This is a genomic window from Bradyrhizobium sp. 26S5, assembly GCF_036923295.1.
Classification (GTDB): Bacteria; Pseudomonadota; Alphaproteobacteria; order Rhizobiales; family Xanthobacteraceae; genus Bradyrhizobium; species Bradyrhizobium septentrionale.
In genome coordinates, this window is the sequence record NZ_CP145948.1 from 5,147,107 (window position 1) to 5,170,047 (window position 22,941).

Consider the following 22,941-nt stretch of genomic DNA (forward strand, 5'->3'; position numbering starts at 1 on the left):
TTGCAGGTACTTACGAGGAGGGAGGAAGACCTGCTACGTCGGACTCGGTCTTCGAGGCGGTCCGATATACGCGGTAGGTGCGCCTGCGCCCCATAGCTACGCCTAGTCCGCAAACGATCGCGGTCCCGATAAACGCCACGCCGGCTTGAATTTGCTGAAAGATAGAGGTCGCTCCGAACAATGCGATCGTTTCGATCAGGATCCCAAGCCCAAGGCCGAATCGGGAGAAGGTGCCCCAGTTGGTGATCGTGACCTCTTCCCTGATTTCTGCAATTTCAACACCAAGCTTCGAAGCTGCCTGCGCGGCAGCGTCCTCAGAAGCCATCATGCCGCGCTCCTTGCCCACAGCCACATAAATCAGAATGCCGATGCCGATGAGGATCGAAAAAAGAATGAAACCATCCATAGTCTACCCCTTTTAGACCGGCCCACCCGTTGTCACTCAGCGGTTCGCCTGATGCATTCTCTCCACCAAAAAATAGAGACCGTGCAGCGTAACGAGAATGATGCGCGCAAAATAGAAAGTGACGACGTAGACCGCTCCGTACCTCATAAGAGCTAGGAGGACGTTGACGAGCCAGCCGCTGTGGTTTGCCTCAACATAATCAACCGATGGGGCGATCTCGATGATCGCTAAAGTCAAGATCGCAGTCAGAAACGACAATGCACTTAAATAGGAAAAAAGATGACAGATGAACACTCTCATGGTCATCGTGACAGAGAAGACCTCGCCTCCCCGCTGCACATCAAGGTGGGGCGCATCCCGGCCCGGCATGGGCTCATCGAGAGATGGATTATTGAACGTCGCTGCCGCCGCCAGGGCCGCAATGTAGAATCCGGGTAAGATGCCGACGATCTGGAGCAGGTAATCGAGATATTTTTTGTCGCCGATAATGCTGGGCCTCACCGGCAGCACAAGATAGACGGCCAACAAGAAAAACGTAATGACCAAGGGGACGACAGTCCGCATGAACCGCAGGTCGCGGTTCTGTATCTTCTGAAAGGCAAATGGACGCGTCAATTGATACCACATCACTCGCCTGACTCCTGATCGTCCTTGAGCAGAGCCACCATGCGACCTTCGAAGTGGTCGACTATTCTTGCTGCCCCCTCAGCTAGGGGAGGACTTATTTTATTGATGGTTCTGAATTTCACATACTGAGTGTTGTCGATTGTGGCATTCTCCGTATCAAACTCCACGTTTCGAACGGAGTGATTGCTATCGACGAAGCTGATTCGACCATGCGAAAACTCGGTCTTCCTGCTCGTGATGGCCTTTGCGATTCGTTCCCACCGCTTCTGTTGCGGGATATTCTGCTTAACCGTAACCTTTAGCTGAAACTCCGCCTCATCAAGATATGGATCATCGGAGAAAGGTTGCTGCTCCTTCGTCTGAATAAAACTGAGATGACGAATGACGCCGCGCTCAATTTCGTCGATGAGCATCTCTGAAGGGTGCCCACCAAGGTCGATTAGCGGCAAGTATGGAATCCTGCGGATCGCGCCCGCTTTCGTTTTGGCGCCGCTGGGATCGGGGTACGTGAAACGATCTGGCTCTGCCTTGTGATCTTTTCTGAGGAGCGAATTCAGTAAGAATTGGACGCTCGATGCATTCAGGCGCCTCATTCCCTCCAGCAAGCATAGGTGGGTGTTTGCCTTTAGCGGATTCAGGGAGATGACCAAATGCGCCGACAAATGCCCCCCTTCTCGCTCCTCTTTTCTTATAATTCTGGTTTCCCTGGTGTCGAGATGACCGTAGGCAGCGTCGGCCATAGCTTTGTCGATCACTGAAATCAGCAGGGTTGCTGTTTGCTCGACTTCATCGAGCCTCATATCACTGATGAAATACAGCACATCTCCGCTTTGCCGCGCATGGAAAGCGTTTTCACCATCAAAGCATTCTTTCCAGACGTCGAGCACCTCGGTCAGAGTGGGCGCGTGAGAGGACTTGCCAAGCTTTTTTAGCGTAAGATCGAAGAAATAAATTCGACGTTCGTCGGAGCGCATAATATTCTCGCGTTCAGGTTGAAGCGCTTTCACCGCAACCCTAAGGAGATTTTCTTCGCTTTTGCAATAGCGCCTCTCTACGGCGTTCGTAGTAGTCGGACCACTCCCGCCCCATTCTAACCCCTGCGATGTCTCTATCATGGCCGGCCACGCATTCAAATGGGATCGTTATGCCCGGCTCAGAGCAGCATTGGTCTTCTCGTCTACAGTCGTTCGGAAGTTGTAGGTCTTGTCTCCGACAAGAGAGATTTCCTGGTGCACCCTCACGTTCGGTCCGCCCTCCCGCATGAAGGGCAGTATCTGTTCGCCAAGCTGCCCTTTGACCGCAAACCACAGAAGGGCTTGGCCCACTAGATTTCCAACGTCCGGGTCTGTGTGGTGCGCTCCCTTTTTTAGTGCCGAGATGATGAAGTCCTTCGTCACGCCCCTCAGGTCAGGATCACCGTTCTTTTCGCTTACCTTCTCGGCGGCCTCATTCCAGCCCGACACCAGATCGTCAATCATATCGGACCTCACGAGTGTCTGGAGTGATGCCCCCTCCAGGTTTGCGGATAGCCAAAACGTCTTCATTGCGATCTCCTACATGAAAAACAGCTGGTACTTTTTCGGCTTCTTCTCGCCGCCGCTGCATGTTGCGATGCCGATTGACATTGCCAGACTGACGGCGCCGTCAATCCGATTGGTCGCTTTGTCCTTAGCGAACATGCGGTGGCCGGTTCGGTTTGATTCATAGATGACCCCCGCCAGACACATTGTCTGGGCCGGGTTCTTCTCGATAACGATCCGCTCCTCAATGACTGCGGCCTCGAGCTTGTTGATCGAGTCCGGCATCCACAGATAGATGTCTTCCGCGCCAGTCTCGGCTTTCCCCTTGGTCTCCGAGATAATGCGCTTTTGAAAGCCCTGCGGATGCACAACGCACGGAAGCGAAAGCCCGCGATCAGTCATTTGCTCTCGTAGATTTTCGAGCCCGTACTGGTCACAGCCAATCGAAACCGGTTGATACTTGGCGCAAATCGCGCCAAGCGCGTCTGCGACCCATGCGTAACCGATGCGCCGGCCAGGCACTGCCTCCATGAATCCCTTTTCGACCCAAAGCGGATATGGCGCACGATCTGCCTTCGCGCGCTCGTGTAGGGTATCTTTCGGGGTCCAAAACCAGGTCCGAGATGCGAACCGCCATTTGTCCAAGGTCTTGTCTAGCAGCCAGGTCAACGTGAACGCGGTCAAGTCGTTTGCCCTGGAGAGATCGAGGCCACCGAAGCATGGATATCCTCGCTCCGTCAGCGCATCTGCGTCGACCTCGCCGAACACGACCTCAAGAGCGGCGCGCGAAAACGCCGCGGTCACGCTATCGGTCCACTCACAAAAATGGAGACGCCGGACCATTGCCTCTTTGGACGGCATACCTTTCGCCTCGTTGACTTGCTCGCGAATAAATTGCGGCTGGATGGTTACACCGAGAGTCGGGTTTGCTTTGGGCCAGCACGACTCGTCCTCAAAGGGGTCGTCGCCCTCATCCAGTGCGCAGACATAAGCGAACCAAGCGTCATTCTCCGCCTCTCCGTGCGCAACACGGATTGAATATTCGTGCTCTGAGAAGCACACCGATTTCCGGTCAAAGCCCGAGTTCGTAATCTCGAAGATCAATGCATCCTGATTACCTTTGGTGCCGGCTCTGAGCATTTCGATGACTTCATTATTGGGGTGCTCATGGATCTCGTCCACAAGGGCGCAGAATGGCCGGATGCCCGATTTACCCCGCTTGTCACTGCTTATGGGCTTGTAAAACGAAGATCGGGCAGTATCGGTTAACTGCCACACGGGGTTTACGCCGGACGGGAGCAGCCGTTTATGCAGCTGCGGCGAGCGCTGCCACATCGCGACAGCATCACGGAACAGAATGGCGGCCTGATCCTTGTCGGTAGCAGCCGAGTATACCTCTGCGCGCAGCTTGCCCAATGCCGTCAGCATATAGTGACCGATGCCAGCAGCCAGCGGCGACTTTCCAGACCCCTTGCCGGCCTCGATGTAAGCTCGCCGGAAACGCCGTAGACCATCCGAACGCTTCCAACCGAACAGCGAGCCGACGATGAAAGTTTGCCAGGGCTGGAGGACAAACGGCACGGCGCGACTGGTCACCGCGCCGTCGTCAGCCGTGTCCTCGATCTCCACCGTAAGGACGTCCCTGAAGTATCCCACGACTCGCTTGACGGCGGCGGGATCCCACACCAAGCCACGCGCTTCCGCCGTCTCCAGATCCTGCAAGTGGCGCTTGCAGGCCGCGCGCACATGCGGCCCGGCAACGATCTTGCCAGCGCCGACAGCCAACGCATAGGCGGTTGCTGGGTCAGTTCGCAAAGTAGTTCGCCGAGGGGTCTTCGTCTTCTGTGTCATTCGCTTTCACTCGCGCGCGCGCGCTTGGTGTCATGCCGAATTCGGCCAGCCAGGCACGAATTCGCCGGTCCGCGTCGTTTCGTTGTGCGACGGCGGGGTGGACTCGATGCATTTGGTCACCGGCCGCGGTCTCAGTTGCGTAATATTCAGACCCGAAGGCCTTGAGCTCGGCTCGCGCGGCCAGATAGTCCGCATATGCTTCGCAGAGCATCTCAAGCGCGACGCCGTCGACCTCGGTCAGGACGCCCATCCGATCGAGAAGGCCCGTCACGTACCCCCAAGTTTCCCGCGCGCGGTCGGACATATGTGCGGGTGCCGACGGGCGTGAACGCGCTACCTTTGGCTCGCGTTTATTGACCGGTCGCCGACCCGGATTCCCTTTTACAAGCTTCAGATGTGTGGGCGTCGGCCTTCTACCTTTCATCCAAGAAACCCTATTCAGAAACGCGACGTTGTACGGAAACGCCCCCGAGCGATGCCGGGTCCATCGGCTTGGCTTTCCCCGCTTACCCCCCGGTGTCGCGCCAGCTGGGCTTGGCCCGCTCGACCGCTGTTCGCAGGGTGACGCTCATCCGTGGGCCAGCCCGACTCATCGACCGCGCTGCTGTAGCCGCGTCGCTCGGCGCGCTGCTTCGACGCGTTGTGGTGTGGCTCGCATAGGCTTTGGAATGGCCCAGACCAGAAGCGAACCTGGTCGCCGTTGTGCCTCTCGACGTGGTCGCACACCGTCGCGCGCACGCGCTCGCCTGCATCAAGGCAGAACTTACACCAGGGCTCTGCCTTCAGTTGCGCAGCGCGAATAGCTCGCCACCGCGCGGACCAATACCAGCTAACCCATGGCCGGGCCTGGCTTGCTGTTGTGCTCATTGTTGCCTTCAGCTGTAACGATCTGGCGAAGGCGGCGGGTTCTCATACTGGTCTAGTATCGACCGCGCGATTGCCACCGCCTCTTTCGCCACGATCGCGAGGACGATCGGATCACGGTCGTCGAACTGAAACTGAAGAACAGTAGGCTTAGCTGAACCGTCTTCGCTGAGCCCTGGATGGGTCGGGCTACCTGTCACCAGTCCAACTCCCCAGTTTCCCGCGACCCAAATGATGGGCCGATGAGGCATACGTTTTGTAATCCATTTGGATTGACGTGGATATGGGCCGGCGGTGGCCGAGCCAATTGCGTTGAGATCGATGGACTTGGTCTTTTCTGCGACCGGCGTGACGAGCGGATTCGAATAGAGAATTGCGTCGGTGTTGCCGAAGAAAGCAGCGTTGAGGATCACGCCGTAAACTTTGACCGGGAACGGCGGTATGATGAGATTTCCGTATTCCTTGATCGTGTCCGAGCTGCTCCAAGTCTGCGTCGTGGCGGAGTTTGCAACATATCCGCCGAAGAAATAGCCGAGGGTGCCGTCCGAAGCGACAATCACCACGTTCGGCACTTGGTTCGTATTCGAATAGACCGCGCCGGTGGTTACAGTCGGCATGACACCAACGATGCCGCCAACAGAAGCGCACTGAACGGTGATTGAGTCTGAACCGCCCTTTGCGGTCATCTGCACTGCAAAGGCAGCGTCGTCGCCAGTCGCGATCGACTTCGAACCTGTCGTCGGTACGCTTGTTTGCGAAGCGTTTGCGGTTAATGCCGCCGCCACCCCCGGTAAATGAAGCGCTAACATCGAACGTGATGACGTTCGCGACATTGACTGCCCTGACCGGCGGGCCGTTGGCGGTATCGGACTGCAGCCAGGCCGACCTTGACCGTGGTGCCGGCATTGGCGAACGGTGACGGAGCCGGTTCGCCACACAAAGGACGACGAACCGTCGACCGTATGGGTTCCGCCGTCCTGCCAAAAGATCTGTCCGACCATAATGACGGAGTCATTGGCCGCACTGATCGCGTTGCCGGACAACGTCGTTACACTAGGTATGAAACGCCGAAGCGGACACCCCATGATGGTGAGCGGCGTTCCGTCGAGTGCGACAAGACTCACGTTATGATGTCCTTTTTCCAGTCGTGGATTATCGGATGACGAGACCGAGCGAGGCGCCTAATCCTGCCTCTGCTCAGTCTCGTTTTTGGCGCCGGTCCGTCCGCGGTCGCCAATTCGTTGACGGTTACCATCAGGCCAACCTGATCGCGTCGGCGCGCTCGCGGCCATTGCGTTCGTCGATCACAAGGTCGAATGCCACCGTCTGCCCGGATTCAGGCCGGAACACCGAGGAGAGGTGCTTAATATGCGCGAACGCATCCGGGCCGCCGTCATCGCGCTTGATGAACCCGAAACCGCGATCGGAATCCCACATTTTGATTTTGCCGGTGTACATATTCGGGGCTCTATTATTGAAGCTTCGCACCGGCTCGCTCATCTGCAATCGCGCCAACTCTCCGGCCGATTCGAATGAGCGCGTCGTGGCGCCAGCGTTCGAGTGTGGTCGCATAGGCCAACATCTCACTTCGAAACCGTTCGCCGTTGATATCAATGCCAGCATCGCACATCTGTACGGCATACGCGGTCAGGGCCGCGTCGCGATGCCGGCAGAGTTCGTCATTCGCCTCGTTGATCGTCATCAGTGAAGCCGCTCCGCTGCCAACGTAGTCTGTCGCTGCAACTGTTCCGGGTCGAACGGCATGCCGTCCGGAAGATCGAAACAAGCGCAGGCCGCGTCCAACTCGTCCGCCGTGTCCACGTAAATCATCACGCTCTCGAAATCTTCGCACAAAACGAAGTCGACCTTTGATACGTGGCCGGACTGGCCGCACTTCGAACGCTGCAATAATTCTCTTTTAATCCGGGCCTCTGCATCCTCGAGTGAGGTCATAGCTCTTCCTTTCCAACGCGCCGTTCAAGGTCAGCCAGACGCTCCGCGAGTGGCTGCAACGCATTGCCGATCGCCTCTCGGATCACCGGAGCAAATCCATCGGCTATCGCTTCGATTAGCCTTGCCTCACTGGGATTGGACTGCCTGTATCGGGCAACGTGCTCATGCAGCGCCACATCATGGTCCGGATCCATTTCCGGAAGACTCATTTCACTTCCGATCGTCATCGCGGTGCATCCTTTCCGTCTCGACCTTTTTTTGACCGCCAAGCGCCAGATCGTGCCGTCACCGGGACGCACCCCTCTGGTCTCAACCTGGGCGGCCCAGCCTGAGCCTTGATAACTGACAAAGGATCCCGGCGAATAAGTCTTGGCGTCGTCAAACACGCCGGCATCGACCATCACGGGCCGCGCCTCAAGCGCCTCGATGCGCCTCAACAGCGTCTCCTCGAGGATTTTGCGATTGTCGCGACCGAGCGCGATCAAGTATCTGTATTCAGCAGTCATCGCGCCGAGCGTGATGATTAGCGCCCGGAAAAACCCTTGCGTAAACTGGACCTGAACATCCTGGCCGGCATCGTTCTTGCGCTGCTCTAGGCTCGAATTAACATACTCGCACGCCCAGACTGCTAATTTACGATAGATTTGCGCGCGGTCGTGCTGAGCATCCGGGAGCCGTTCAAGACCGAGAAGCGGATCACTGAGCTCTGAATTCTTTGTCGCGAAAACCGGCTCGGGCAACGCCGCCGCCGCCGGGCGCTGCGGTGGCGGAGGTGACGGTGACTCTGTGGACGTCTCGCCGATCAAATCGCTAACGAGCGCCTTCTCGCGCAAGCCCTCGAGGCGCGCAATCTCGGCGGTAACGACGCCCATTGCAGCGCTAACTGAACCATCGATAATGCCGTTGCGCTTGGGGACTAGCCTTTCGTCGAGCTCGGCGTAGCGAGCCCTGAGCGCAGCGATTTTATTTTCTATTTCAGAAAGGCCCGACATTCGGTCTAGATTTTCCTAGTGTCTGGCGCGTGCCCGTATCGATGTTCGAAATCGAGCTGCAGCCGCGCGAGATGGCGGGCTCTGGCGGACATTGTGGGATTGAACTCTCCGATTTTAGTTAGGTCGTAATCGCGCGCGAGCTCGCGCTGCATGTCGCGGATCCGAAACAGGCTTTGAATCTTGGGCAACAGTTTCACGACAGGGCGGGGTCGGTACGTTTTCTGCAACTTGACAACGGTCACTAGCGTTTCTCCAGTTCCGGCGAAGTCGCCGTGATGATCGATTTTGCGATGGCGTCCATGCCTGAAAGCAGCGGTTCAGGCACCCGTACGGCGTCAACGCCAGCCTCCTTCAAGCAGAGGCCGGTCGAATTCAAAGCCGCTATTGCGGCGGTCAGCTGCGCGATGCTGGACGCGACCCGCTCTGCGGCGGCTTTGCGGAGCGGGGTTATCGCATCGCGGACAGCGATTTTGTTCGCCACGCTGTATTCCTGCATCCGGGCGCGCACGGCGCGCGCCGATCGCTCGAGCCGGACCGCTTCAGCGTTGAGACGATCGAGGCGGACCTGTGCCGCTCGCCGCTCATCCTCGGAAATCAGCTTGAGCGCCGATTGATACACGCCGCTCGCGATGTCTCTGTCGACCGTGATCTTTGCACAGAGGTCGGCCTGCGCGCGCTGAATCTCCGATAACTCGGATTCTGCCGCAGCCATTGGCGCAGGCCTTACGCTCCGGGCAATCGCCTTGATTTGATCTGGTGTATGGCTCATCCGAGCTTACTTACTCCACCTCGGTCTCGAAACCGCGTGACACGTCACGCGCCGCCGTCGTCGAATAGTCCGCTGACCTCGATAAATTCCGAAAAGGCGCCGCCAATCTCCGATGCGCCGGCCTCGTCGAGCGACCATTCCTTAAGGTGACCACGGTCGAAGAGGAAATCGACCGCTCTGCCGCGCTCTACTTCAACCCAGATCTTGATTCGGCCGTTCTTTTTGCGGCTCCTTGATTCCGCCGCCTGCTTGGCGTGCTTGCGCTTTTTCGCGGCCACCGGATCAAGTGAAGGGTCGGTTTTGCTCATCCCACCGCCTCGAGCCGCGAGCGAAGCCGAGGTGTCCGTCCCGGCCTTGGGCGGGCGGAGGCGCTAGCGGCCCCAAAGGCCGCGGCGGGCGCCTTCGAACCGCCTGGGGGGTGTGGGGGGTATGTGCGAAGGATGTTCGAAGGGGTGTTCGAAGCAGTTCGAAGGGGTGTTCGAATATCAGTTCGAAGGGGTGTTCGAAGGCCGTTTGGGCAGTTCGAAGGGGTGTTCGAAGGTCTCACGGCGCCCTCTCGATGTGTTTGAACCGGCGTGATGCGGGGCCGCTCTCCTTCGTGATGATCTTGCCGGCGTTGTAGAGCCGATCCATCGAGATCGCGAATGCCTTGGCGGTGCTGCCAGCGGCCTCCGGGTCCTCCGCAAATTCGGACGGCGCATAGCCGGGGCCGCGGCTGGGCCGCACAGGACGTCCCTGGGCGTTGCGCTTGTCGAGCAACCGCAGGAATACCTCGTCGACCTTGGCGTCCTCAGCAAGCCGCACAAGCGAGTTTGGCGCCTTCTCCAGCGCCAGCCCGCCGTCACCCCATTGCAGCCGCACCGGCTCGCCTGTGGGGCCGTAATTGCTTTTCTGCGTCTCGAGCACGCGCACGCCGCTGTCGGCCTCTGCCTTGTCCTCTGGCACGCGCAGGTACAGCGCCGACCGTACAGCGTTCCGCCAATCCATGTTGCCGCCGCGCCCGCTTCCATTGGTGAGGCCTGAGAGGCTCGGGTGATCGAGCAATAGCACCGCCGGCCGGCTTGGTTGGCGCGCAATGGTGCGCCACAGATTCACATAGCTGCGAACCATGACGCGGTCGTTCTGGTTGCCCGTGAATGTCGCGGCCACGTTGTCGACGACGACAAGCACGGGCGCGATACGGGCGACCGCCGCCTCGATCGAACGGAATAGCGGCGTCGGCACCATCAGCCCGGAGCGCGACGGGGTGGCGAACACTGCGCCAGCGACGTCATCGGGGAACCAAAGATGCACGTCCGCGATGTCGGCAGTGGTGAACCCGTCGCGCTGCCCGTGCAGCCACATTCGCCGGCGCAGTTCGCGCTCCGGTTCCTCCGCACTGATGATGACGACTGGCCCGTGGGATATCTCGTGTCCTAACCAATATCCGCCACCCCTGGCGCATCCCTCGGCTAGCTGCGTGGCAATATCGGTCTTTCCTGCCCCGCCATCGCCGTGCAGCGTTGTCACGTCGCCGCGCGGAATACGATGGTCGGCGAGCCAATCAACCGGCGGCGGTGGCTCGTGCGGCCAATGCGCGGGAGTTACCAGCACCGCCTGCGGCACCTCGTCCTCCCACGCCGCGGGCGCTTCCCCCGCCTGTCGATCGGGCGGCGCCTCGGTTGCCGCGGCCATGAGGTTCTGCACCACCGCCACCGGCAGGCCGTGTCGCTCGCCCATGGCGTGCACGTCGTCGACCAGCTGCTGCCACTGCTGGGGCGATGCATTGGGCTCGGCGAGCCGCAGCACTTCTGTTGCCGCCCTGGTGAACTGCAGCGCGCGCAGCTTAGGATCGACACTCGTTAGAACGCGATCCCAGCTCTCCAGCGCCTCTGATGCATCTCGCGACCGCGGCACGATGATTTCGGCGACGTCACGCAGCGCTCGCTGAGCCGCGCTAGTAGGCGTAAAAAGCGGTGCATTCATAAGCGGCGCATCTCCGCGCCTGTAAACGCAGCGAGCACTGTAGCCGCCGCCGTAGCCCGGTCTTCGTCGGGGATGGGTTGCGATTCGAAAGCAACATCGCCGCCACGGGAAACATGGTGCACCGTGTAGTAGGTCGATCCCTCGGTGCGGTCACGGCCAGTGCGAACACTAACAATGCCGCCAAGCCGCCTAACGTCACTTGCAAAGATCGGGCGCATACGACGGACGGTCATGGCGCCCCCGTGTAGTAGGCAAGGCGAGAGATTGTCAGGGCGGTGGCGATCGAAACTGCATAGAGGCGCCGCACCCTTTGTTGTTGCAGTGTGAGCGGGGCTTCTATAAATTCGCAGATGTTGAAATTGGTTTGCGAAACATCCCCGTGGCCCTGGCCGGTCGCGGGGTTTCGCATCTCCGGACTAGGTGCGGCCAATGTGCAGCACCTCTCGGACAACTACGAACCGGCGAAGTTTCGGCGACCGTGTCTGCTCCGCCACCCTGCCCTCCGCTATCGCCGCCGCGAACGACAACGTAGGGAACGGGCCTGCGGTGACGTTGCCGTTGACGACCTCGAATAGGCCGTCGTCGCGCTGATGGATCTCGCAAGGAACGGATGGCAGTCCCTTCATTTAACGGCAGCCCCGGCATCGATCATCGCGTGCAGTGCCGCTTTGGGCACCTTGATCAGCCGACCGATCTTAATGGTCGGGATGTCTCCGCGCTTTGCGGCCAAGTAGGCATTATTTTTCGTCAGACCTAGTAAGCAGCCGGCTTCATGAACCGTGTAGACCAGTGCTTTCGGCTCTTCGGCAGTCATGCACGCACCCAAATCAATTGTGGACATTATCCACAAATACCGCTTCGGCCTCGAAGGCGCAACTAAATTATGGACATTGCCCACAATTACCGCCTAGTATTCGTCCGTCATGATCAGTCTGCAAAAATTCCTTTTCGCGCCGGACGTCGCTGCAGCCTTCGCGATGTCGCCTTCGGCCTTGTATGAGCGTCAGCGGGCGCTAGTCAGGGCGGGGCTGCTTCCCTCGGCATCGTCTCGCGGGCCTAAGGGGGGTGGGGCGATGGCAACACCTGAGGCGGTTGCGCTGGTCCTGCTTTCAGTTTTGGTTACTGACAATCTATCCGAAGTCGACGAGCGAATTGCGACCTGGGCGGCACTTCGTGCCACCAAATGGGACGAGAAAACATCACATTTCAAAGTCACCACATGCGCCCTCACCCATCAGAGGACGCTTGATAAGGCGATCGCGCACGTAATCGCTAAAAGCTTTCGCGAAGGAACCGTCGCCTTCGGTATCTCCGTCCATCGTAACTCGATGACGGCCACCATCACCGACGCCTCTAGGCAGTTGCCGAGTCATTTCGGGCACCCAAAAGTCGACCAATACGGTATCCAGCTGAGCGCTAGTTTCTCGCTTTCCAATATTTCCACCCTGGGAGCAATGCTCGATGGCGACGGTTCGTAAGCGCATACTTCCGTCGGGGCTGGTCCGATGGCGCGCCTCCTACACCGATGGCGCAGGGATCCGTCGCACGAAGCAGTTCGCGCGCAAGAGTGATGGCGAAGCGTGGCTTGTCGAGGTGCGGCACGATATATCCCGCGGTACCCATACGCCGGGTAGCATTTCTCCCACCGTCAAAGAGGCCTCGGCGCTTTGGATTAAGCGCTGCAATGAAAAGGGCCTCGAGCCCATGACGGTGAAGGGATACGAGGAGCACGTAAATCTTCACATTGTTCCGTTCATCGGCGCCAAGAAGCTGAACGAGCTTACGGTGCCCGCGGTCAACTCCTTTGCCGACGCCCTTCGGGATGCCGGCCGGTCTGCCGAAATGATCAAGCGCGTCGTTCGATCGCTCGGAGGGATCTTCAAGGAGGCAAGGCGTCGCGGCCTCTCCAACGCGGCGCCGACGGTGGGCCTGGAGTTGGAACTACCGGATCGAGAAGATCCTCGGCCGGTCATCCCCACGAAGTCGGAGCTCAATGCGATCATCACGGGAGCGACGACGAAGGGCGGCCGAGCCCGTCCCTACTTCCTGACGTCGATCTTCTGTGGCCCGCGACCAAGCGAGATGCGAGGCCTCCGGTGGAGCGATGTCGACTTTGAGGGCCGCCAAATTAACATCAGTCAGCGAGCCGACGCCTCTCATAGGATCGGCAATCTCAAGTCCAAGGCTGCCTACAGGTCGATCCCCTGCCCTCCGATCGCCCTGCTTGCCCTGCGCGAATGGAAACTAGTCTGCCCCAAGAGCGATCTCGGCCTGGTCTTCCCCAACGGGGTCGGCAAGGTCGAGTCGCATTCGAACCTACTGGACCGCGATTTCGGGCCGATCCAGATCGCCGCCGGCATAATCGATACGGTCCGGGTGACGGATGAGGCTGGCAAGCCCGCCACGGACGCCGCTGGCGTGCCGGTCACGCTGGTGACACCGAAGTACGGTCTCCATTCCCTTCGGCACGCCTGCGCCTCCCTGTGGATCGAGAGCGGCTATAACCCGAAGCAAATTCAGCGGCTTATGGGCCACAGCTCGATCCAAGTGACGTTCGACGTCTACGGGCATCTTTTTGCTGATGCCGAAGCTGATCAGCGCGCCGCGGAAAGCGTCCAAGCACGGCTCTTAGGAGGAAAAACCCATGAGTAATGAGATTTTGAGGTTTCAATTTGAGGGGGCGGCCGAGAAGGCGCGAAAAAGGGCCGGGAATGACGACGTCGCGGCGTGCTTTGACGGCTTGGCCGCTACCGTGCACGCCGTGCCGGAGCCGCTCCTCAATGCCTACCTCGAATTCTTCGAAGACTGTGGAGACTCAGAAAGAGATGGCGAACTGATGGACGAAATCCGTTTTCGTCTTTGGTCCCCCGCGAGTGCTACGGAGTATTTGCAGCGGTATGTAACGGTCGCTTCTGGTCTCGATTGATCGGCTACCTTTGGCCCTGCTATGAGACGCCAATCGTACACGGAGACGCTAAGCTGCTGATATTGCAAAGAAGCCGAAGGATTTCTACTCCGCGGGTTGCAGGTTCGAATCCTGCCGGGATCGCCAGCCATTTCAATGCGATCCGCTCATGGTATCGACCCTGCAATTTGGGCTGTGCTGGAAATTTCAGCGTCCCGGATCCGTAAGAAAGCCGCCGGGCGTGTATTCGTAGCACTCTCATCGGCGGTCGAGACACCAATCGGCCCACGTCTCATCACGATTTTCCTCCGGACATGAACACAGTTCCACCTCGGGGCTGCGCTTAAAATCGCGGAGACAGCTCAGGAGGGGCGAGCGTATAAAGGAAAGATGATGTGATGCGCAGGTTGCATGCTCATCCTTGGGAAGCTTAGGCTGCAATACCCACCTGCGTCCCGTTGAATGTTAGCTCGCCGAAGGGCAGATCCGCTCTCAAGGCGGGTGCCATTGCATTTGATACGGAGCACCAAATGGATTCCACGCTGGACGACAAGGTCGCGGAAGGGCGGCTCACGAGCTTGGAGCAGCAGCTTTTGAACCTCGCGCGCGAAGCGGGAGTCAGTCCTTCAGGCCCACCGATCGGCGTGAAGCCGCTTCGCCCGCCGCTGGCAACGATTCATCAATTGGCGGATTGGCGACTCCTGGCTTTTGTCGGTGCTGTGTTGGCAGCCTCCATCGGTGGCGCTGCTTGGTTGTGGGTGTCCTCCGCCGATACGGCGATGATGCCCCCTTCAAAATCCACACCCCTGACACAAGCCGGGCCGAAAGACGTTGCGCCGACTGCCGTCGCACCTTCTTCCGACTTGGCGCAGCAGCTTCAACCGATGGCGCGCGATCTTGCTGCCTTACGGCAGGTGGTTGAACAGCTTCAGGTGAGGCAAGAGCAATTGGTCCGCGACAATGAAAGCGTAGCCAGTCAACTCAAGGCGAGCCAGGCAGAAACGGCACGCAACAACAATATCATCGACCAGATAAAGGCGAACCAGCTTCAGATGGCGCGAGAAAGCGAGACAGTCACCGAGCGGCTCAACGCAAGCCAGGAACAACTGGCCCGTGTTCTCGCCAACGCTTCAGAGCCAAGGGTGATGCCTGAAGAACCAAGGGTGATGCCTGAAGAGCCAGGGGTGATGCCCGAAGGGGCAAAGGTGAGCCCCGAACAGCCAAGGGCAATCCCCGAAGTACCGATGCCGCGTCCGCGGCGATCGACCAATGTTGCCCAGACGCACAAGCCGGCGCCACCTCCGGCACGGCCGCGAACCAACAAACCGCAACCATCGGCATTTCCATGGTCAGTGCGCTAGAACCATGACGATTGCAGACGAGCATGATGCAGTCCCGGTGCAGGCCAGGCTTGTCGGCGCATGAACGAGACGCCCCATAGTGCATGGGCGATCGGGTATTTGATTTTGCTGAATGTCAGAAATATTTCTGTTCGCGGGTTGCAGGTTCGAATCCTGCCGGGATCGCCACCCCTCCCCGCCCTGAATGAAACCATTTTCCAGAAGCCGCGAAGCCGGCCGGAAACAAAGGCGGCCTAACCTCCCAACATTGGACCAGAGGGGATTCGGTCATGTGGGATTTCATCAACGAGTTGTATCGGGATTTTTGCCTGGCGCGCCTGCAGGAGATGCGGAAGCTCGAGCATCACGGCTGATCGGGCGGCGTATGGACAACGATCGGCCGCTGGCCGGCGCCATTTTGACGGCGATGGTGATTGCCGCGGTCGTTTGGGCAACGCTCGGACCTCCGCCAGTGCACGATAAGGTCAGTCACGAACATCAGGCGGTCGCCGGACGCTAGAGCCCGTATGACTACGGATCGCTCGAACCTTGGCCCCGGCCTTGCAGACATAACCCTACTGGGATTGCGGGCCCAGATTGAAACAGGGCGCCGCCGGGACAAGGCATTTCGAGCCCGGCGGCGTATTTTCTCGGGACGCGCGCATTGTCGGTGATCCGAACGGCGTGGCGGCACGCCACGGCCGATCCCTGGCCTTTGCTCTATTGCTCCCGTCAGCTGCCGAGCGCTGGCTTGCTCGCGCATTCATCCCGATCATCGCTGACGCGCAACGAAGGTCAGTTGGCAGCCGAACCGCTAGCGGCGCCTTCTAAGGCCCTCTTAACCACAAGCGCAGGACGCCCGCGGAGCGATGGCGCGATTGCGCACCCATTCGCGTTGTACGGCACCATGCGTAGAACGGGTCATCTGATCTTCTTCGCCGCCTGTGGCGCGGCCGTCTTGGCTGCGCCGATCCGAACCGCCGATGCACAAGAGGTGCAGGTCGGAACGCTTGCGTGCCGGGGTGGCCCCGACACGGGGTTCATCGTGGGCCCGATCACCAATCTCGATTGCGTATTGCACGTCGATAGCGCGCCGGACAGTCGCTTCGTTGCGGCCATCAGGAATCTCGGCGTGTTCATCGGCGATCAGGACGTCGCATTGACCTGGAAGGTGATGGGACCAGTGCCGTGGCTCGGCAGCGACGATCTCGCCGGTGGCTACACCCACCCTAGCGGCGCCGGCGTCAATGTGCTGGCCGGCGGCACCAATTCCCCTGTTACGCTGACTCCGTCGAACGAGCACAATGGGGCGGCCCAGCCGGTGAGGATCGAGAGCCTGGAGATACGGCCGATGGATCACTGATCACCGAGCGCGCGACCGCCAAAATGCACAACGCCGCCCGCTTGAAATATATGCGGACGGCGTTGGCCCTAGCCCCAGGAAGGTGATGCAAAATCCTGACGGCGCCAAGTATGTACAATTTGTGCCAAAGGCGCATGTCCCAAATTGGCTATCACGGGACGCCCGGAATGGAACTCGTTGCCCGGGAAACGCGCAATTGCGCCTCTGTGCGGTCCCAAGCGCGATGCAGCGGCTTCGGCGCGTCCGTTCATGTGAGAGGCTTCACAACGGTATCGCAGACCGGGTGCTACACTGCAGAAATTCTTGCAGACATTTTTTCTGACCAGTTTCATGGCGAGACTTTTGACGGTTGCGGCAATCGCGCTTGCTGTTCTGGCGATGGTGCGAGGCCAGCCGAACACATTTGTTCCACTACCGACGAAGCCGATGCCGGCCGTTCTCATTCCGTGATGTCATGGGCCATATCGAACAGGCAATGTGTCTCATGCTGCTCTGTGGCTGGCTGAGTTCTTGTCCCGGATGGGCCTTCTACGAGATCGAGCTGTGGCGATATCGGCAGCGTGACGAGCTGACCTCGTGCGTAACGCAATGAAGTTCGTCGTACCGCAGCCTGGAGAACGCAGATCGCGTTTGAGCCGCGGCAAAATTCCGCGCGTAAAAAGCACAACGCCGCCCGCTTGAAATAAATGCGGACGGCGTTGGCCCTAGCCCCAGGAAGGTGGTGCAACATCCTGACACTCCATGTCTGCATGTCGGCCGCCAACGAGCATGGCCCAAATGGGCTATTTGAAGAAACAGAAACGAAGGTAGGTTAACTGCGGGGTGCCGGTGACGGTGCCCCACGACCAAAGTGTCAACTTGGCCTCAGCGTGGCCCACGCGCTGGGGCCTTTCTTTTTTGATGGTCACGGCCCGTCCGAAACCGCATTCGGTTCTTATCATTCAGCGCACGCAATTCTTCCGTAGTTCTCCGTGCGTGAACAAAGTTCCGATCGCGCTCGAGAGGCATGCTCGGTGCGTCGCCGGTTCCAATTCTCACTGTGATCGCTCGCGCCGCTTCGCGATTTCTTAATCGGCAATTGCTTCCTCTGGGAGATTGCGAGCGCCCGCGCTGTTCATCGATATTGGAATTGTCATGGAAGATTCCGTCCAGGTCCGTTGCACACGCTGCAAGAACGTTTTTCGCGATCGCGCGAGGCGACTGCAGAACGGTTACACGCGCCAGTGCCCGAGCTGCGAGATCGTCCTGTTCTTTGATGAGGACTCGCCCGATTCAAACATCAAGCGAGCGATGCGATTGGCGCGGCGCGCACGAAAGGAACTGCGTGAAAGCGAGGGCGGGAATCCGAGAAAGGCTGCAGCCGCTCCGCGGCAATATGGCGGCCGCTCGGCATCGAACGCGCGGGGCACCGAAGAAGAGGACGGCGATTGAGCCGCCGCCACTGGTGGCAGTTCGACTAACCGCCCAGGCCGACACCGGACGAAGCATTGTCAAGCCATTGGCGGGTCGACTCATCACTCCAGCCGGGAACCGCGAAGCGCGCCCGCGGCGTCACGTCCACGAAGGAGCGAGCGGTTGCGGGTTGGCGTGCGTGGGAATGCCGCTTTGTTGCGGCGGTCGCCGAAGCGGACATGATGATCAACAGGCCAAGTGCCAAAACAATGCGCATCGCATTTTGCTCCTGACGATCATCGCGACTACGCCGAGAGTACGGTCACCTCGTCCGTTTGCTCGGCCGGTGCTCCATTCCCATGTAAACCCCGCCGGCTTTCAATTCTTCCAGCATCTGGTCGATCCGCTTGCGCTTCGTGGCGGCCCGCACGCTGCGCGCGATCCAGTACAGATAGTCGTTGCGCTGATATGGCGGGCGCTCGTTGAACGCCTGCATCAGGCCGCCGGCATCAAGTTCGCGCCGGATGCTCGCCGCCATCGTCGCGCGGGGTCGTTTCAGCATCACGTCATCCGTTCGCGCGGCGCGGCGACCGCGCCTGGCGGGCGTTCGGCCTCCGGCACCAGCCATTCGGTGATGAAACGGTCGGAGGCGTGGATGTCGACTTGCAGGAGTCGGCCCGGTCCGGGATTTTCGAACGTGTGGGCCGCATTCGGCGGCGCCACTACAACCGAGCCGGCGGAGGCCTCGACGTCCCTGCCCTCAATCGTAAACCGCGCGTCCCTCGAGCACGACGAAGGTTTCAGCATACGGGTGCCGATGCAACGCCGGCCCCGGTCCGGGCGGCATGTCGACGACGATCACCGAGCTGTCGGATCCGCTGATCCGCCCCTCGATCTCGCTGGCAGTTCCGAGCTGCCAGACCTTGAGCGCGTCGATCATGCCGTCCTCCAATCGCCGGATCAGGACCGTCGCTTGGCTTCGACGTAACGCTTGAAATTGTCGAGGATGGCCTGCCAGCCACCGCGCTGCTGCTCGACCGAATGGGTGTCCTCGCTGTCGAAGGAGACCTGCACCTTGACGCCGCCGGTCTCGGGCGTGAACCCAACCTGGGCGGTACGATCGCCGAACGAATATTCGAGCAGCCGTGGCGCTTCAACCTTGGTGTAGGTGCCGGCGAAATCGAACCCCATGCTGCCGTCCTTGGCCTCCATCCGCGACGAGAAGGCGCCGCCGGCGCGCAGGTCGACGGTCGCGGCGGTGGTGTGCCAATCGTCGGAGGCCGCGTTCCACTGCTTGATGTCGTCGGGCGTGGTGTAGGCACGCCAGACATCCGCGATCTCCGCGGCAACGGTTGTTTCGACGGCAATCTTCATGTGCGTTCCTTCGTCCGTGTCACGTTGAGCCGATGCGCCCCGCGCGTCCGGCGGCGGCGCCGGACTGCGGACAGTCTACTAGGGCCGCTCGCAGCGATCCACAAAGGCGCCCTCAGAACCAGATCGTCGCACCTGCGCGAACCGCCGGGAACATGAGGAGACCGGGCACGCCATTCAACGAACCAAATGGTGCGCGGCCGGCACAAGAATTTCGTCAGGAATGACCGTGTAAGGAAGGCGATCCAACGCCCGGAGAGGACGCCATGCGGAACCTGAACACTGTCCTGAGCAAGCTCAACGACCGCCTGCTGCGGCTCGAAGGTGAGTTGTTCGTGCTGCGATCGATCGCCCGGGCCGCCCTCACCGCCGGCGACGAATCCGCCGTCCGCACCCGCAAACTGCTCGAAGGCGCCAAGCTTGCACTATCGGACGAGGCCGAACGGCCGCTGGACGCGGCGACCGAGAAATACGTCGCCGCAGCGATCGCGATGGTCGAGGAACTGCTCGAAAATCCCCGCGAGGCAGCGCCGCTGTTCCGCGTGATCGACGGCGGCAAGCGGGACGATTAGCACACGCCTAGCCCGCGGCTTGTACGGCCGCATCATACGCGTCGATCGTCACCTTTGCCCTGACGGCGACATCCGCGGCCGTCATGCCCGGCTTGTAAAGGCTGCTGCCGAGGCCGAAGGCGCGGACCCCCGCCTTCACATATTCAACGAAATTCTGATCCGAGACGCCGCCGACCGCCGCGATCATCAGATCCGGCGGCAGCACGGCGCGGATCGCGGTAATGCCGGAGGCGCCGAGCACGCTGGCCGGGAAGAATTTCAGGCCCGAGGCGCCCGCGCGTGCCGCGAGCAGCGCTTCGGTCGGCGAGAACACGCCGGGCATCGTGACCATCGCGTGGTCCCGGGCCCGCCGCAGCACATCGACATCGACATTCGGTGACACCATGAGGCGGCCACCGGCGTCGTGCAGGCGATCGACGTCCGCAGTGGTGAGCACCGTGCCGGCACCGATCAGGACATCGGCCGGCGCCCGCTTCACCGCGATCTCGATCGAACGGAACGGCTCGGGCGAGTTCAGCGGAATCTCGATCGCGGTCATGCCAGCCTCGAGCAACGCGCTCACAATGCCCAGGACCTCGTCCGGCTTGACGCCGCGCAGGATCGCAACCAGCGGACGCTTCATCGGCGGAAACGGAATGCTCATGCGCTGATCCCCTTCACTTCTTCCAGATCGCCACCGCTGCGCCAGTGAGCCCGCGGCGAACCGCCTCCTCCGCGTCCATGATATTGACCGGAATCGAAAGGCGTTCGAGCGCGATTTGATAGAGCTGCTGCAGGCGGCCCGATGCAATCAGCGTGACCGACGTTGCTATTTCCCGTTCCGCAAGCCCCGCCGCGAGCTCAACCCCGATCAACGTGCCCGAGATCGTCTCACGCGCCGCCTGGGCGCTGCCGCCAAACAGCAGCTGCCGGGATCGCACGCGAAACAGCAGATTGGCCGAGTGCGCCGGCGCCGCGAACGCCTCCGCGACGGCCGAGCTGAACGCATCGCCGTCAACCGCCTCCGCGGCGCCGGCGACGGCGTGTGACAGGATGGTGTCGCGTGCGATCGCGCTGAACAACTCGCCGGTCATGAAGGTCGCAAAGCGTTCGACCGTCCCGCCACGCAGGCGCACCCATTTGGAATGGGTTCCCGGCATGCAAACCAAGGCCTCGCCCGGTGCGTCGAGACCGAGCGCACCGAGCAGCTGGGTCTCTTCGCCGCGCATCACGTCGGGAATTTTGGCATCGCGCTGCGCGATCCCTGGCAATATGCGGATGTCGCGCGCCTGACCGCCGACCACGACCGCATGTGTGAGGACGTCGGAGAGATGCGCCGGCGTGTCGATATAGCCGGCCTCGACCCAGCCCTGCCGCGCGCCCGCCATGCCGCAGATCACAACCGGCAAATCGGCCGCGACGCCGAGCGCACCAAGATGGGATTGCAGAACGGACGCAAAGCCGGTCTTAGAGCCGTTCTTGGCGGCTGCCGTCATGCCCTCGTCGCTGCGGCGCTCGCCGAGCACCTGGCCTGCCGCATTGATCAGCCAGAGGCGGAAGCTGCTCGTGCCCCAATCGACCGCGACATAGCAAGGCCCGCTCATCGAGCTCTGTTCCACGCTTTCAGGTTCCGGCGCGACAACGCCGCTGCCCGGACCCGATAACGGCGTTCATCCCGCCGCGCAAGGTGCGCCGCGCGCCAGCAAATGGCGCAGGCCGTGATCGACCGGGCCGCCGACGCCATCGACGTCGCAGCACGCGCAAGCACGCCCGTCAGCCCCGGCTCGCATCAGTGAAGACGCGGATCGACTACCGCGCGCCCTTCAGCGTACAGGAGGTCGTGCAGGTCGTTACATTGCCGCGGTCACATTTGATGCAGACGTTAACGCACTGATCCATGACCTTGGGATTGTACTGACTATAAAGATTGGCCGCACAGCTGTTGGTCGATCCCGTGACCTCCGGGTCGGACCAGCAACCGGACAGTAAGAATGCTGCGGCACTGAAAATGGCGACCTTGCGCATAAGGCCTCCTGCCACGCCTAAACCTCAGTAACCTTGATGGGTTAGGTTAAATTCGGGTTTCAATTGCGACCTTATTCGGAAGCAGTATTGCTTATCCACCGGACATTTCCCCAAGGTCCGGGCCCACACCGGCAAGGCCGCCAGGCGACCCCGCCTGGCGGCTTTGTTGCCGAGCATGCACAAGGATAGCAGCAAGATGGCCCGAAAGCCGCGCTGGTCGTTCAAGGAGGACCGACGACTGATGGAACTGGCGCGCTCCTCGAAGTCGTTGGAAGAGGTCGTGAGGGCGACCGGCCGTTCGCCGGAGCGAATCAAGAAGATGGCGATGCGCCTCGGCCTGTCGATCAAGCCGCGCAGCACCGCCAAGAAGTAACTGACCAGCCGCCGCCGGGGTGACCCGGCCGATTACGGTTCCGGACAATCGTCCTTCTCCCGCACCGGAATCGCCTCCCGCACCGGGATCGCCTTCACCTCAGCATCAGCCTCGGTCGCACGGGTGCACGTGGTCAGCACGAAGGCCACCCGGTTGCACTGCCATTCCGGCCCGAGCCCCGCGCTGGACACCGGCTCGGGCGACGCCAGCGTCAGCAATAGATACGCTACCAAAACGGCACCCGCCGCGCCTGCGGCAGCCAGCGCCGCGCCCTTTCCGGACCACAGCTTCGACATCATGGCCTTGGTTCCCGCCGATCTCTGGGGAGACTGCCCACCTGTCCGCCTGTGACTGGAATCACAATCAGGACCAAACAGTTCAGGCTGAGTCTTTACGCTGCATGTGGGGTCGATATTGCACTGCCGCAAGACAGGGTCAGCGTGCGGGCTCGATCACATTACAGTTGGTCCGGCCCGACATCAGGCAGTCCTGCAGCTTGCTCGCCGCGGTGAGCTCATGCGCGAGCCACAGACCGACTCCGAGCATGACCACTGCGACCAGCAGTCCGATCAGCGCGCCACGGCGGCTGCCACCGTCTTCGGATTCGCTCATGCTCGCTTCGGTTCCAGATTGCGCTCGTCCCCATCATGACCGTTTGCACGGTGGCGTGCGAT

32 protein-coding genes are annotated in these 22,941 nt (G+C 60.5%); 8 read left to right on the forward strand and 24 right to left on the reverse strand.

The window, feature by feature from the left end; all coding sequences use genetic code 11:
* Nucleotides 1–10: 10 nt before the first annotated feature.
* The 15 genes from V5279_RS23845 to V5279_RS23915 all read right to left on the reverse strand — a co-directional run bounded on the left by V5279_RS23845 (nt 11) and on the right by V5279_RS23915 (nt 11,761).
* Nucleotides 11–406, reverse strand: a complete 396-nt coding sequence (locus V5279_RS23845) for a hypothetical protein (protein WP_338688432.1) — start codon at nt 404–406, stop codon at nt 11–13.
* 36 nt (nt 407–442) lie between these two features.
* Nucleotides 443–1,033: a hypothetical protein gene (locus V5279_RS23850; protein WP_338688435.1), complete on the reverse strand. Its 591-nt coding sequence runs from the start codon at nt 1,031–1,033 to the stop codon at nt 443–445.
* Complete coding sequence (locus tag V5279_RS23855) at nt 1,033–2,007, reverse strand: hypothetical protein (RefSeq protein WP_338688437.1); 975 nt, start codon at nt 2,005–2,007, stop codon at nt 1,033–1,035. The genes V5279_RS23850 and V5279_RS23855 overlap by 1 nt, the downstream gene beginning before the upstream one ends.
* Before the next feature lie 168 nt (nt 2,008–2,175).
* A complete protein-coding gene (locus tag V5279_RS23860) occupies nt 2,176–2,577 on the reverse strand; it encodes a hypothetical protein (RefSeq protein WP_338688439.1) in 402 nt (133 codons plus the stop codon).
* Nucleotides 2,578–2,586: 9 nt separating this feature from the next.
* Nucleotides 2,587–4,404: a terminase large subunit gene (locus tag V5279_RS23865; RefSeq protein WP_338688441.1), complete on the reverse strand. Its 1,818-nt coding sequence runs from the start codon at nt 4,402–4,404 to the stop codon at nt 2,587–2,589.
* Nucleotides 4,358–4,675, reverse strand: a complete 318-nt coding sequence (locus tag V5279_RS23870) for a phage terminase small subunit P27 family (RefSeq protein WP_338688443.1) — start codon at nt 4,673–4,675, stop codon at nt 4,358–4,360. Before V5279_RS23870 ends, V5279_RS23865 begins: the two co-directional genes overlap by 47 nt.
* 604 nt (nt 4,676–5,279) lie before the next feature.
* Nucleotides 5,280–6,101, reverse strand: coding sequence for a hypothetical protein (locus tag V5279_RS23875; protein ID WP_338688445.1), 822 nt, complete (start codon nt 6,099–6,101; stop codon nt 5,280–5,282).
* 421 nt (nt 6,102–6,522) lie between these two features.
* Entirely contained in the window at nt 6,523–6,768 is a 246-nt protein-coding gene (locus V5279_RS23880) for a cold-shock protein (protein WP_338688449.1), read from the reverse strand.
* Nucleotides 6,740–6,970 (reverse strand): hypothetical protein, encoded by a 231-nt coding sequence (locus V5279_RS23885; RefSeq protein WP_338688452.1) that lies wholly within the window; start codon nt 6,968–6,970, stop codon nt 6,740–6,742. Before V5279_RS23885 ends, V5279_RS23880 begins: the two co-directional genes overlap by 29 nt.
* On the reverse strand, nt 6,970–7,221 hold the full coding sequence (locus V5279_RS23890) for a hypothetical protein (RefSeq protein ID WP_338688455.1): 252 nt from the start codon (nt 7,219–7,221) through the stop codon (nt 6,970–6,972). Before V5279_RS23890 ends, V5279_RS23885 begins: the two co-directional genes overlap by 1 nt.
* Nucleotides 7,218–8,213: a hypothetical protein gene (locus tag V5279_RS23895; RefSeq protein WP_338688458.1), complete on the reverse strand. Its 996-nt coding sequence runs from the start codon at nt 8,211–8,213 to the stop codon at nt 7,218–7,220. The genes V5279_RS23890 and V5279_RS23895 overlap by 4 nt, the downstream gene beginning before the upstream one ends.
* Before the next feature lie 241 nt (nt 8,214–8,454).
* Nucleotides 8,455–8,925 carry a hypothetical protein gene (locus tag V5279_RS23900; RefSeq protein WP_338688460.1) on the reverse strand — a complete coding sequence of 157 codons (471 nt, stop codon included), beginning with the start codon at nt 8,923–8,925 and terminating at the stop codon, nt 8,455–8,457.
* A 101-nt stretch (nt 8,926–9,026) separates the two neighbouring features.
* Nucleotides 9,027–9,290: a hypothetical protein gene (locus tag V5279_RS23905; protein ID WP_338688462.1), complete on the reverse strand. Its 264-nt coding sequence runs from the start codon at nt 9,288–9,290 to the stop codon at nt 9,027–9,029.
* Between the two features lie 235 nt (nt 9,291–9,525).
* Complete coding sequence (locus V5279_RS23910; RefSeq protein WP_338688465.1) at nt 9,526–10,770, reverse strand: AAA family ATPase; 1,245 nt, start codon at nt 10,768–10,770, stop codon at nt 9,526–9,528.
* A gap of 799 nt (nt 10,771–11,569) precedes the next feature.
* Complete coding sequence (locus V5279_RS23915; protein ID WP_338688467.1) at nt 11,570–11,761, reverse strand: helix-turn-helix domain-containing protein; 192 nt, start codon at nt 11,759–11,761, stop codon at nt 11,570–11,572.
* A gap of 259 nt (nt 11,762–12,020) precedes the next feature.
* Between V5279_RS23915 and V5279_RS23920 the strand changes: the two genes are divergently transcribed.
* From V5279_RS23920 to V5279_RS23945, 6 genes are all read left to right on the forward strand, one after another.
* Entirely contained in the window at nt 12,021–12,425 is a 405-nt protein-coding gene (locus tag V5279_RS23920; RefSeq protein WP_338688469.1) for a hypothetical protein, read from the forward strand.
* Nucleotides 12,409–13,599, forward strand: a complete 1,191-nt coding sequence (locus V5279_RS23925; RefSeq protein WP_338688472.1) for a site-specific integrase — start codon at nt 12,409–12,411, stop codon at nt 13,597–13,599. The genes V5279_RS23920 and V5279_RS23925 overlap by 17 nt, the downstream gene beginning before the upstream one ends.
* Entirely contained in the window at nt 13,592–13,873 is a 282-nt protein-coding gene (locus V5279_RS23930) for a hypothetical protein (protein WP_338688474.1), read from the forward strand. The genes V5279_RS23925 and V5279_RS23930 overlap by 8 nt, the downstream gene beginning before the upstream one ends.
* 509 nt (nt 13,874–14,382) lie before the next feature.
* Entirely contained in the window at nt 14,383–15,213 is an 831-nt protein-coding gene (locus tag V5279_RS23935; RefSeq protein ID WP_338688477.1) for a hypothetical protein, read from the forward strand.
* Nucleotides 15,214–16,099: 886 nt separating this feature from the next.
* Complete coding sequence (locus V5279_RS23940) at nt 16,100–16,555, forward strand: DUF992 domain-containing protein (protein WP_338688480.1); 456 nt, start codon at nt 16,100–16,102, stop codon at nt 16,553–16,555.
* Between the two features lie 1,095 nt (nt 16,556–17,650).
* Nucleotides 17,651–17,986: a hypothetical protein gene (locus V5279_RS23945; RefSeq protein ID WP_338688483.1), complete on the forward strand. Its 336-nt coding sequence runs from the start codon at nt 17,651–17,653 to the stop codon at nt 17,984–17,986.
* Nucleotides 17,987–18,011: 25 nt separating this feature from the next.
* Here the strand turns inward: V5279_RS23945 and V5279_RS23950 are convergent, their stop codons facing one another.
* The 5 genes from V5279_RS23950 to V5279_RS23970 are packed head-to-tail and all read right to left on the reverse strand — an operon-like array spanning nt 18,012 to nt 19,321.
* Nucleotides 18,012–18,224, reverse strand: coding sequence for a hypothetical protein (locus V5279_RS23950; RefSeq protein ID WP_166295243.1), 213 nt, complete (start codon nt 18,222–18,224; stop codon nt 18,012–18,014).
* Nucleotides 18,225–18,269: 45 nt separating this feature from the next.
* Nucleotides 18,270–18,509, reverse strand: a complete 240-nt coding sequence (locus tag V5279_RS23955) for a YdeI/OmpD-associated family protein (protein WP_338688491.1) — start codon at nt 18,507–18,509, stop codon at nt 18,270–18,272.
* Nucleotides 18,509–18,754 (reverse strand): cupin domain-containing protein, encoded by a 246-nt coding sequence (locus tag V5279_RS23960; protein WP_338688493.1) that lies wholly within the window; start codon nt 18,752–18,754, stop codon nt 18,509–18,511. The genes V5279_RS23955 and V5279_RS23960 overlap by 1 nt, the downstream gene beginning before the upstream one ends.
* Complete coding sequence (locus V5279_RS23965) at nt 18,708–18,887, reverse strand: hypothetical protein (RefSeq protein WP_338688496.1); 180 nt, start codon at nt 18,885–18,887, stop codon at nt 18,708–18,710. Before V5279_RS23965 ends, V5279_RS23960 begins: the two co-directional genes overlap by 47 nt.
* 20 nt (nt 18,888–18,907) lie before the next feature.
* Nucleotides 18,908–19,321: an SRPBCC family protein gene (locus tag V5279_RS23970; protein ID WP_338688498.1), complete on the reverse strand. Its 414-nt coding sequence runs from the start codon at nt 19,319–19,321 to the stop codon at nt 18,908–18,910.
* A 263-nt stretch (nt 19,322–19,584) separates the two neighbouring features.
* Here V5279_RS23970 and V5279_RS23975 point away from each other — a divergent pair, with 263 nt between their 5' ends.
* Complete coding sequence (locus V5279_RS23975) at nt 19,585–19,890, forward strand: hypothetical protein (protein WP_163150412.1); 306 nt, start codon at nt 19,585–19,587, stop codon at nt 19,888–19,890.
* A 7-nt stretch (nt 19,891–19,897) separates the two neighbouring features.
* Here the strand turns inward: V5279_RS23975 and V5279_RS23980 are convergent, their stop codons facing one another.
* Together V5279_RS23980 and V5279_RS23985 are read right to left on the reverse strand one after the other, a co-directional pair.
* Complete coding sequence (locus V5279_RS23980; protein WP_166295235.1) at nt 19,898–20,533, reverse strand: 2-dehydro-3-deoxy-6-phosphogalactonate aldolase; 636 nt, start codon at nt 20,531–20,533, stop codon at nt 19,898–19,900.
* Between the two features lie 13 nt (nt 20,534–20,546).
* Entirely contained in the window at nt 20,547–21,473 is a 927-nt protein-coding gene (locus tag V5279_RS23985; protein ID WP_166295233.1) for a 2-dehydro-3-deoxygalactonokinase, read from the reverse strand.
* Nucleotides 21,474–22,090: 617 nt separating this feature from the next.
* Here V5279_RS23985 and V5279_RS23990 point away from each other — a divergent pair.
* Nucleotides 22,091–22,267 carry a hypothetical protein gene (locus V5279_RS23990; protein WP_166295229.1) on the forward strand — a complete coding sequence of 59 codons (177 nt, stop codon included), beginning with the start codon at nt 22,091–22,093 and terminating at the stop codon, nt 22,265–22,267.
* Between the two features lie 32 nt (nt 22,268–22,299).
* Here the strand turns inward: V5279_RS23990 and V5279_RS23995 are convergent, their stop codons facing one another.
* On the reverse strand, nt 22,300–22,566 hold the full coding sequence (locus V5279_RS23995; RefSeq protein ID WP_338688506.1) for a hypothetical protein: 267 nt from the start codon (nt 22,564–22,566) through the stop codon (nt 22,300–22,302).
* 136 nt (nt 22,567–22,702) lie between these two features.
* Entirely contained in the window at nt 22,703–22,879 is a 177-nt protein-coding gene (locus V5279_RS24000; RefSeq protein ID WP_165123723.1) for a hypothetical protein, read from the reverse strand.
* Between the last annotated feature and the right edge of the window lie 62 nt (nt 22,880–22,941).

Excerpts from the sequence above, each read along its gene's own strand:
- V5279_RS23845 (WP_338688432.1), bottom strand. The coding sequence starts at position 406 with ATGGATGGTTTCATTCTTTTTTCGATCCTCATCGGCATCGGCATTCTG.
- V5279_RS23850 (WP_338688435.1), bottom strand. The coding sequence starts at position 1,033 with ATGTGGTATCAATTGACGCGTCCATTTGCCTTTCAGAAGATACAGAAC.
- V5279_RS23855 (WP_338688437.1), bottom strand. The coding sequence starts at position 2,007 with ATGCGCTCCGACGAACGTCGAATTTATTTCTTCGATCTTACGCTAAAA.
- V5279_RS23860 (WP_338688439.1), bottom strand. The coding sequence starts at position 2,577 with ATGAAGACGTTTTGGCTATCCGCAAACCTGGAGGGGGCATCACTCCAG.
- V5279_RS23865 (WP_338688441.1), bottom strand. The coding sequence starts at position 4,404 with ATGACACAGAAGACGAAGACCCCTCGGCGAACTACTTTGCGAACTGAC.
- V5279_RS23875 (WP_338688445.1), bottom strand. The coding sequence starts at position 6,101 with ATGTCGCGAACGTCATCACGTTCGATGTTAGCGCTTCATTTACCGGGG.
- V5279_RS23880 (WP_338688449.1), bottom strand. The coding sequence starts at position 6,768 with ATGAGCGAGCCGGTGCGAAGCTTCAATAATAGAGCCCCGAATATGTAC.
- V5279_RS23885 (WP_338688452.1), bottom strand. The coding sequence starts at position 6,970 with ATGACGATCAACGAGGCGAATGACGAACTCTGCCGGCATCGCGACGCG.
- V5279_RS23890 (WP_338688455.1), bottom strand. The coding sequence starts at position 7,221 with ATGACCTCACTCGAGGATGCAGAGGCCCGGATTAAAAGAGAATTATTG.
- V5279_RS23895 (WP_338688458.1), bottom strand. The coding sequence starts at position 8,213 with ATGTCGGGCCTTTCTGAAATAGAAAATAAAATCGCTGCGCTCAGGGCT.
- V5279_RS23900 (WP_338688460.1), bottom strand. The coding sequence starts at position 8,925 with ATGGCTGCGGCAGAATCCGAGTTATCGGAGATTCAGCGCGCGCAGGCC.
- V5279_RS23905 (WP_338688462.1), bottom strand. The coding sequence starts at position 9,290 with ATGAGCAAAACCGACCCTTCACTTGATCCGGTGGCCGCGAAAAAGCGC.
- V5279_RS23915 (WP_338688467.1), bottom strand. The coding sequence starts at position 11,761 with ATGACTGCCGAAGAGCCGAAAGCACTGGTCTACACGGTTCATGAAGCC.
- V5279_RS23920 (WP_338688469.1), top strand. The coding sequence starts at position 12,021 with ATGGCAACACCTGAGGCGGTTGCGCTGGTCCTGCTTTCAGTTTTGGTT.
- V5279_RS23925 (WP_338688472.1), top strand. The coding sequence starts at position 12,409 with ATGGCGACGGTTCGTAAGCGCATACTTCCGTCGGGGCTGGTCCGATGG.
- V5279_RS23930 (WP_338688474.1), top strand. The coding sequence starts at position 13,592 with ATGAGTAATGAGATTTTGAGGTTTCAATTTGAGGGGGCGGCCGAGAAG.
- V5279_RS23935 (WP_338688477.1), top strand. The coding sequence starts at position 14,383 with ATGGATTCCACGCTGGACGACAAGGTCGCGGAAGGGCGGCTCACGAGC.
- V5279_RS23940 (WP_338688480.1), top strand. The coding sequence starts at position 16,100 with ATGCGTAGAACGGGTCATCTGATCTTCTTCGCCGCCTGTGGCGCGGCC.
- V5279_RS23950 (WP_166295243.1), bottom strand. The coding sequence starts at position 18,224 with ATGCGCATTGTTTTGGCACTTGGCCTGTTGATCATCATGTCCGCTTCG.
- V5279_RS23955 (WP_338688491.1), bottom strand. The coding sequence starts at position 18,509 with ATGCTGAAACGACCCCGCGCGACGATGGCGGCGAGCATCCGGCGCGAA.
- V5279_RS23960 (WP_338688493.1), bottom strand. The coding sequence starts at position 18,754 with ATGCTGAAACCTTCGTCGTGCTCGAGGGACGCGCGGTTTACGATTGAG.
- V5279_RS23965 (WP_338688496.1), bottom strand. The coding sequence starts at position 18,887 with ATGATCGACGCGCTCAAGGTCTGGCAGCTCGGAACTGCCAGCGAGATC.
- V5279_RS23970 (WP_338688498.1), bottom strand. The coding sequence starts at position 19,321 with ATGAAGATTGCCGTCGAAACAACCGTTGCCGCGGAGATCGCGGATGTC.
- V5279_RS23975 (WP_163150412.1), top strand. The coding sequence starts at position 19,585 with ATGCGGAACCTGAACACTGTCCTGAGCAAGCTCAACGACCGCCTGCTG.
- V5279_RS23980 (WP_166295235.1), bottom strand. The coding sequence starts at position 20,533 with ATGAGCATTCCGTTTCCGCCGATGAAGCGTCCGCTGGTTGCGATCCTG.
- V5279_RS23985 (WP_166295233.1), bottom strand. The coding sequence starts at position 21,473 with ATGAGCGGGCCTTGCTATGTCGCGGTCGATTGGGGCACGAGCAGCTTC.
- V5279_RS23990 (WP_166295229.1), top strand. The coding sequence starts at position 22,091 with ATGGCCCGAAAGCCGCGCTGGTCGTTCAAGGAGGACCGACGACTGATG.
- V5279_RS23995 (WP_338688506.1), bottom strand. The coding sequence starts at position 22,566 with ATGATGTCGAAGCTGTGGTCCGGAAAGGGCGCGGCGCTGGCTGCCGCA.
- V5279_RS24000 (WP_165123723.1), bottom strand. The coding sequence starts at position 22,879 with ATGAGCGAATCCGAAGACGGTGGCAGCCGCCGTGGCGCGCTGATCGGA.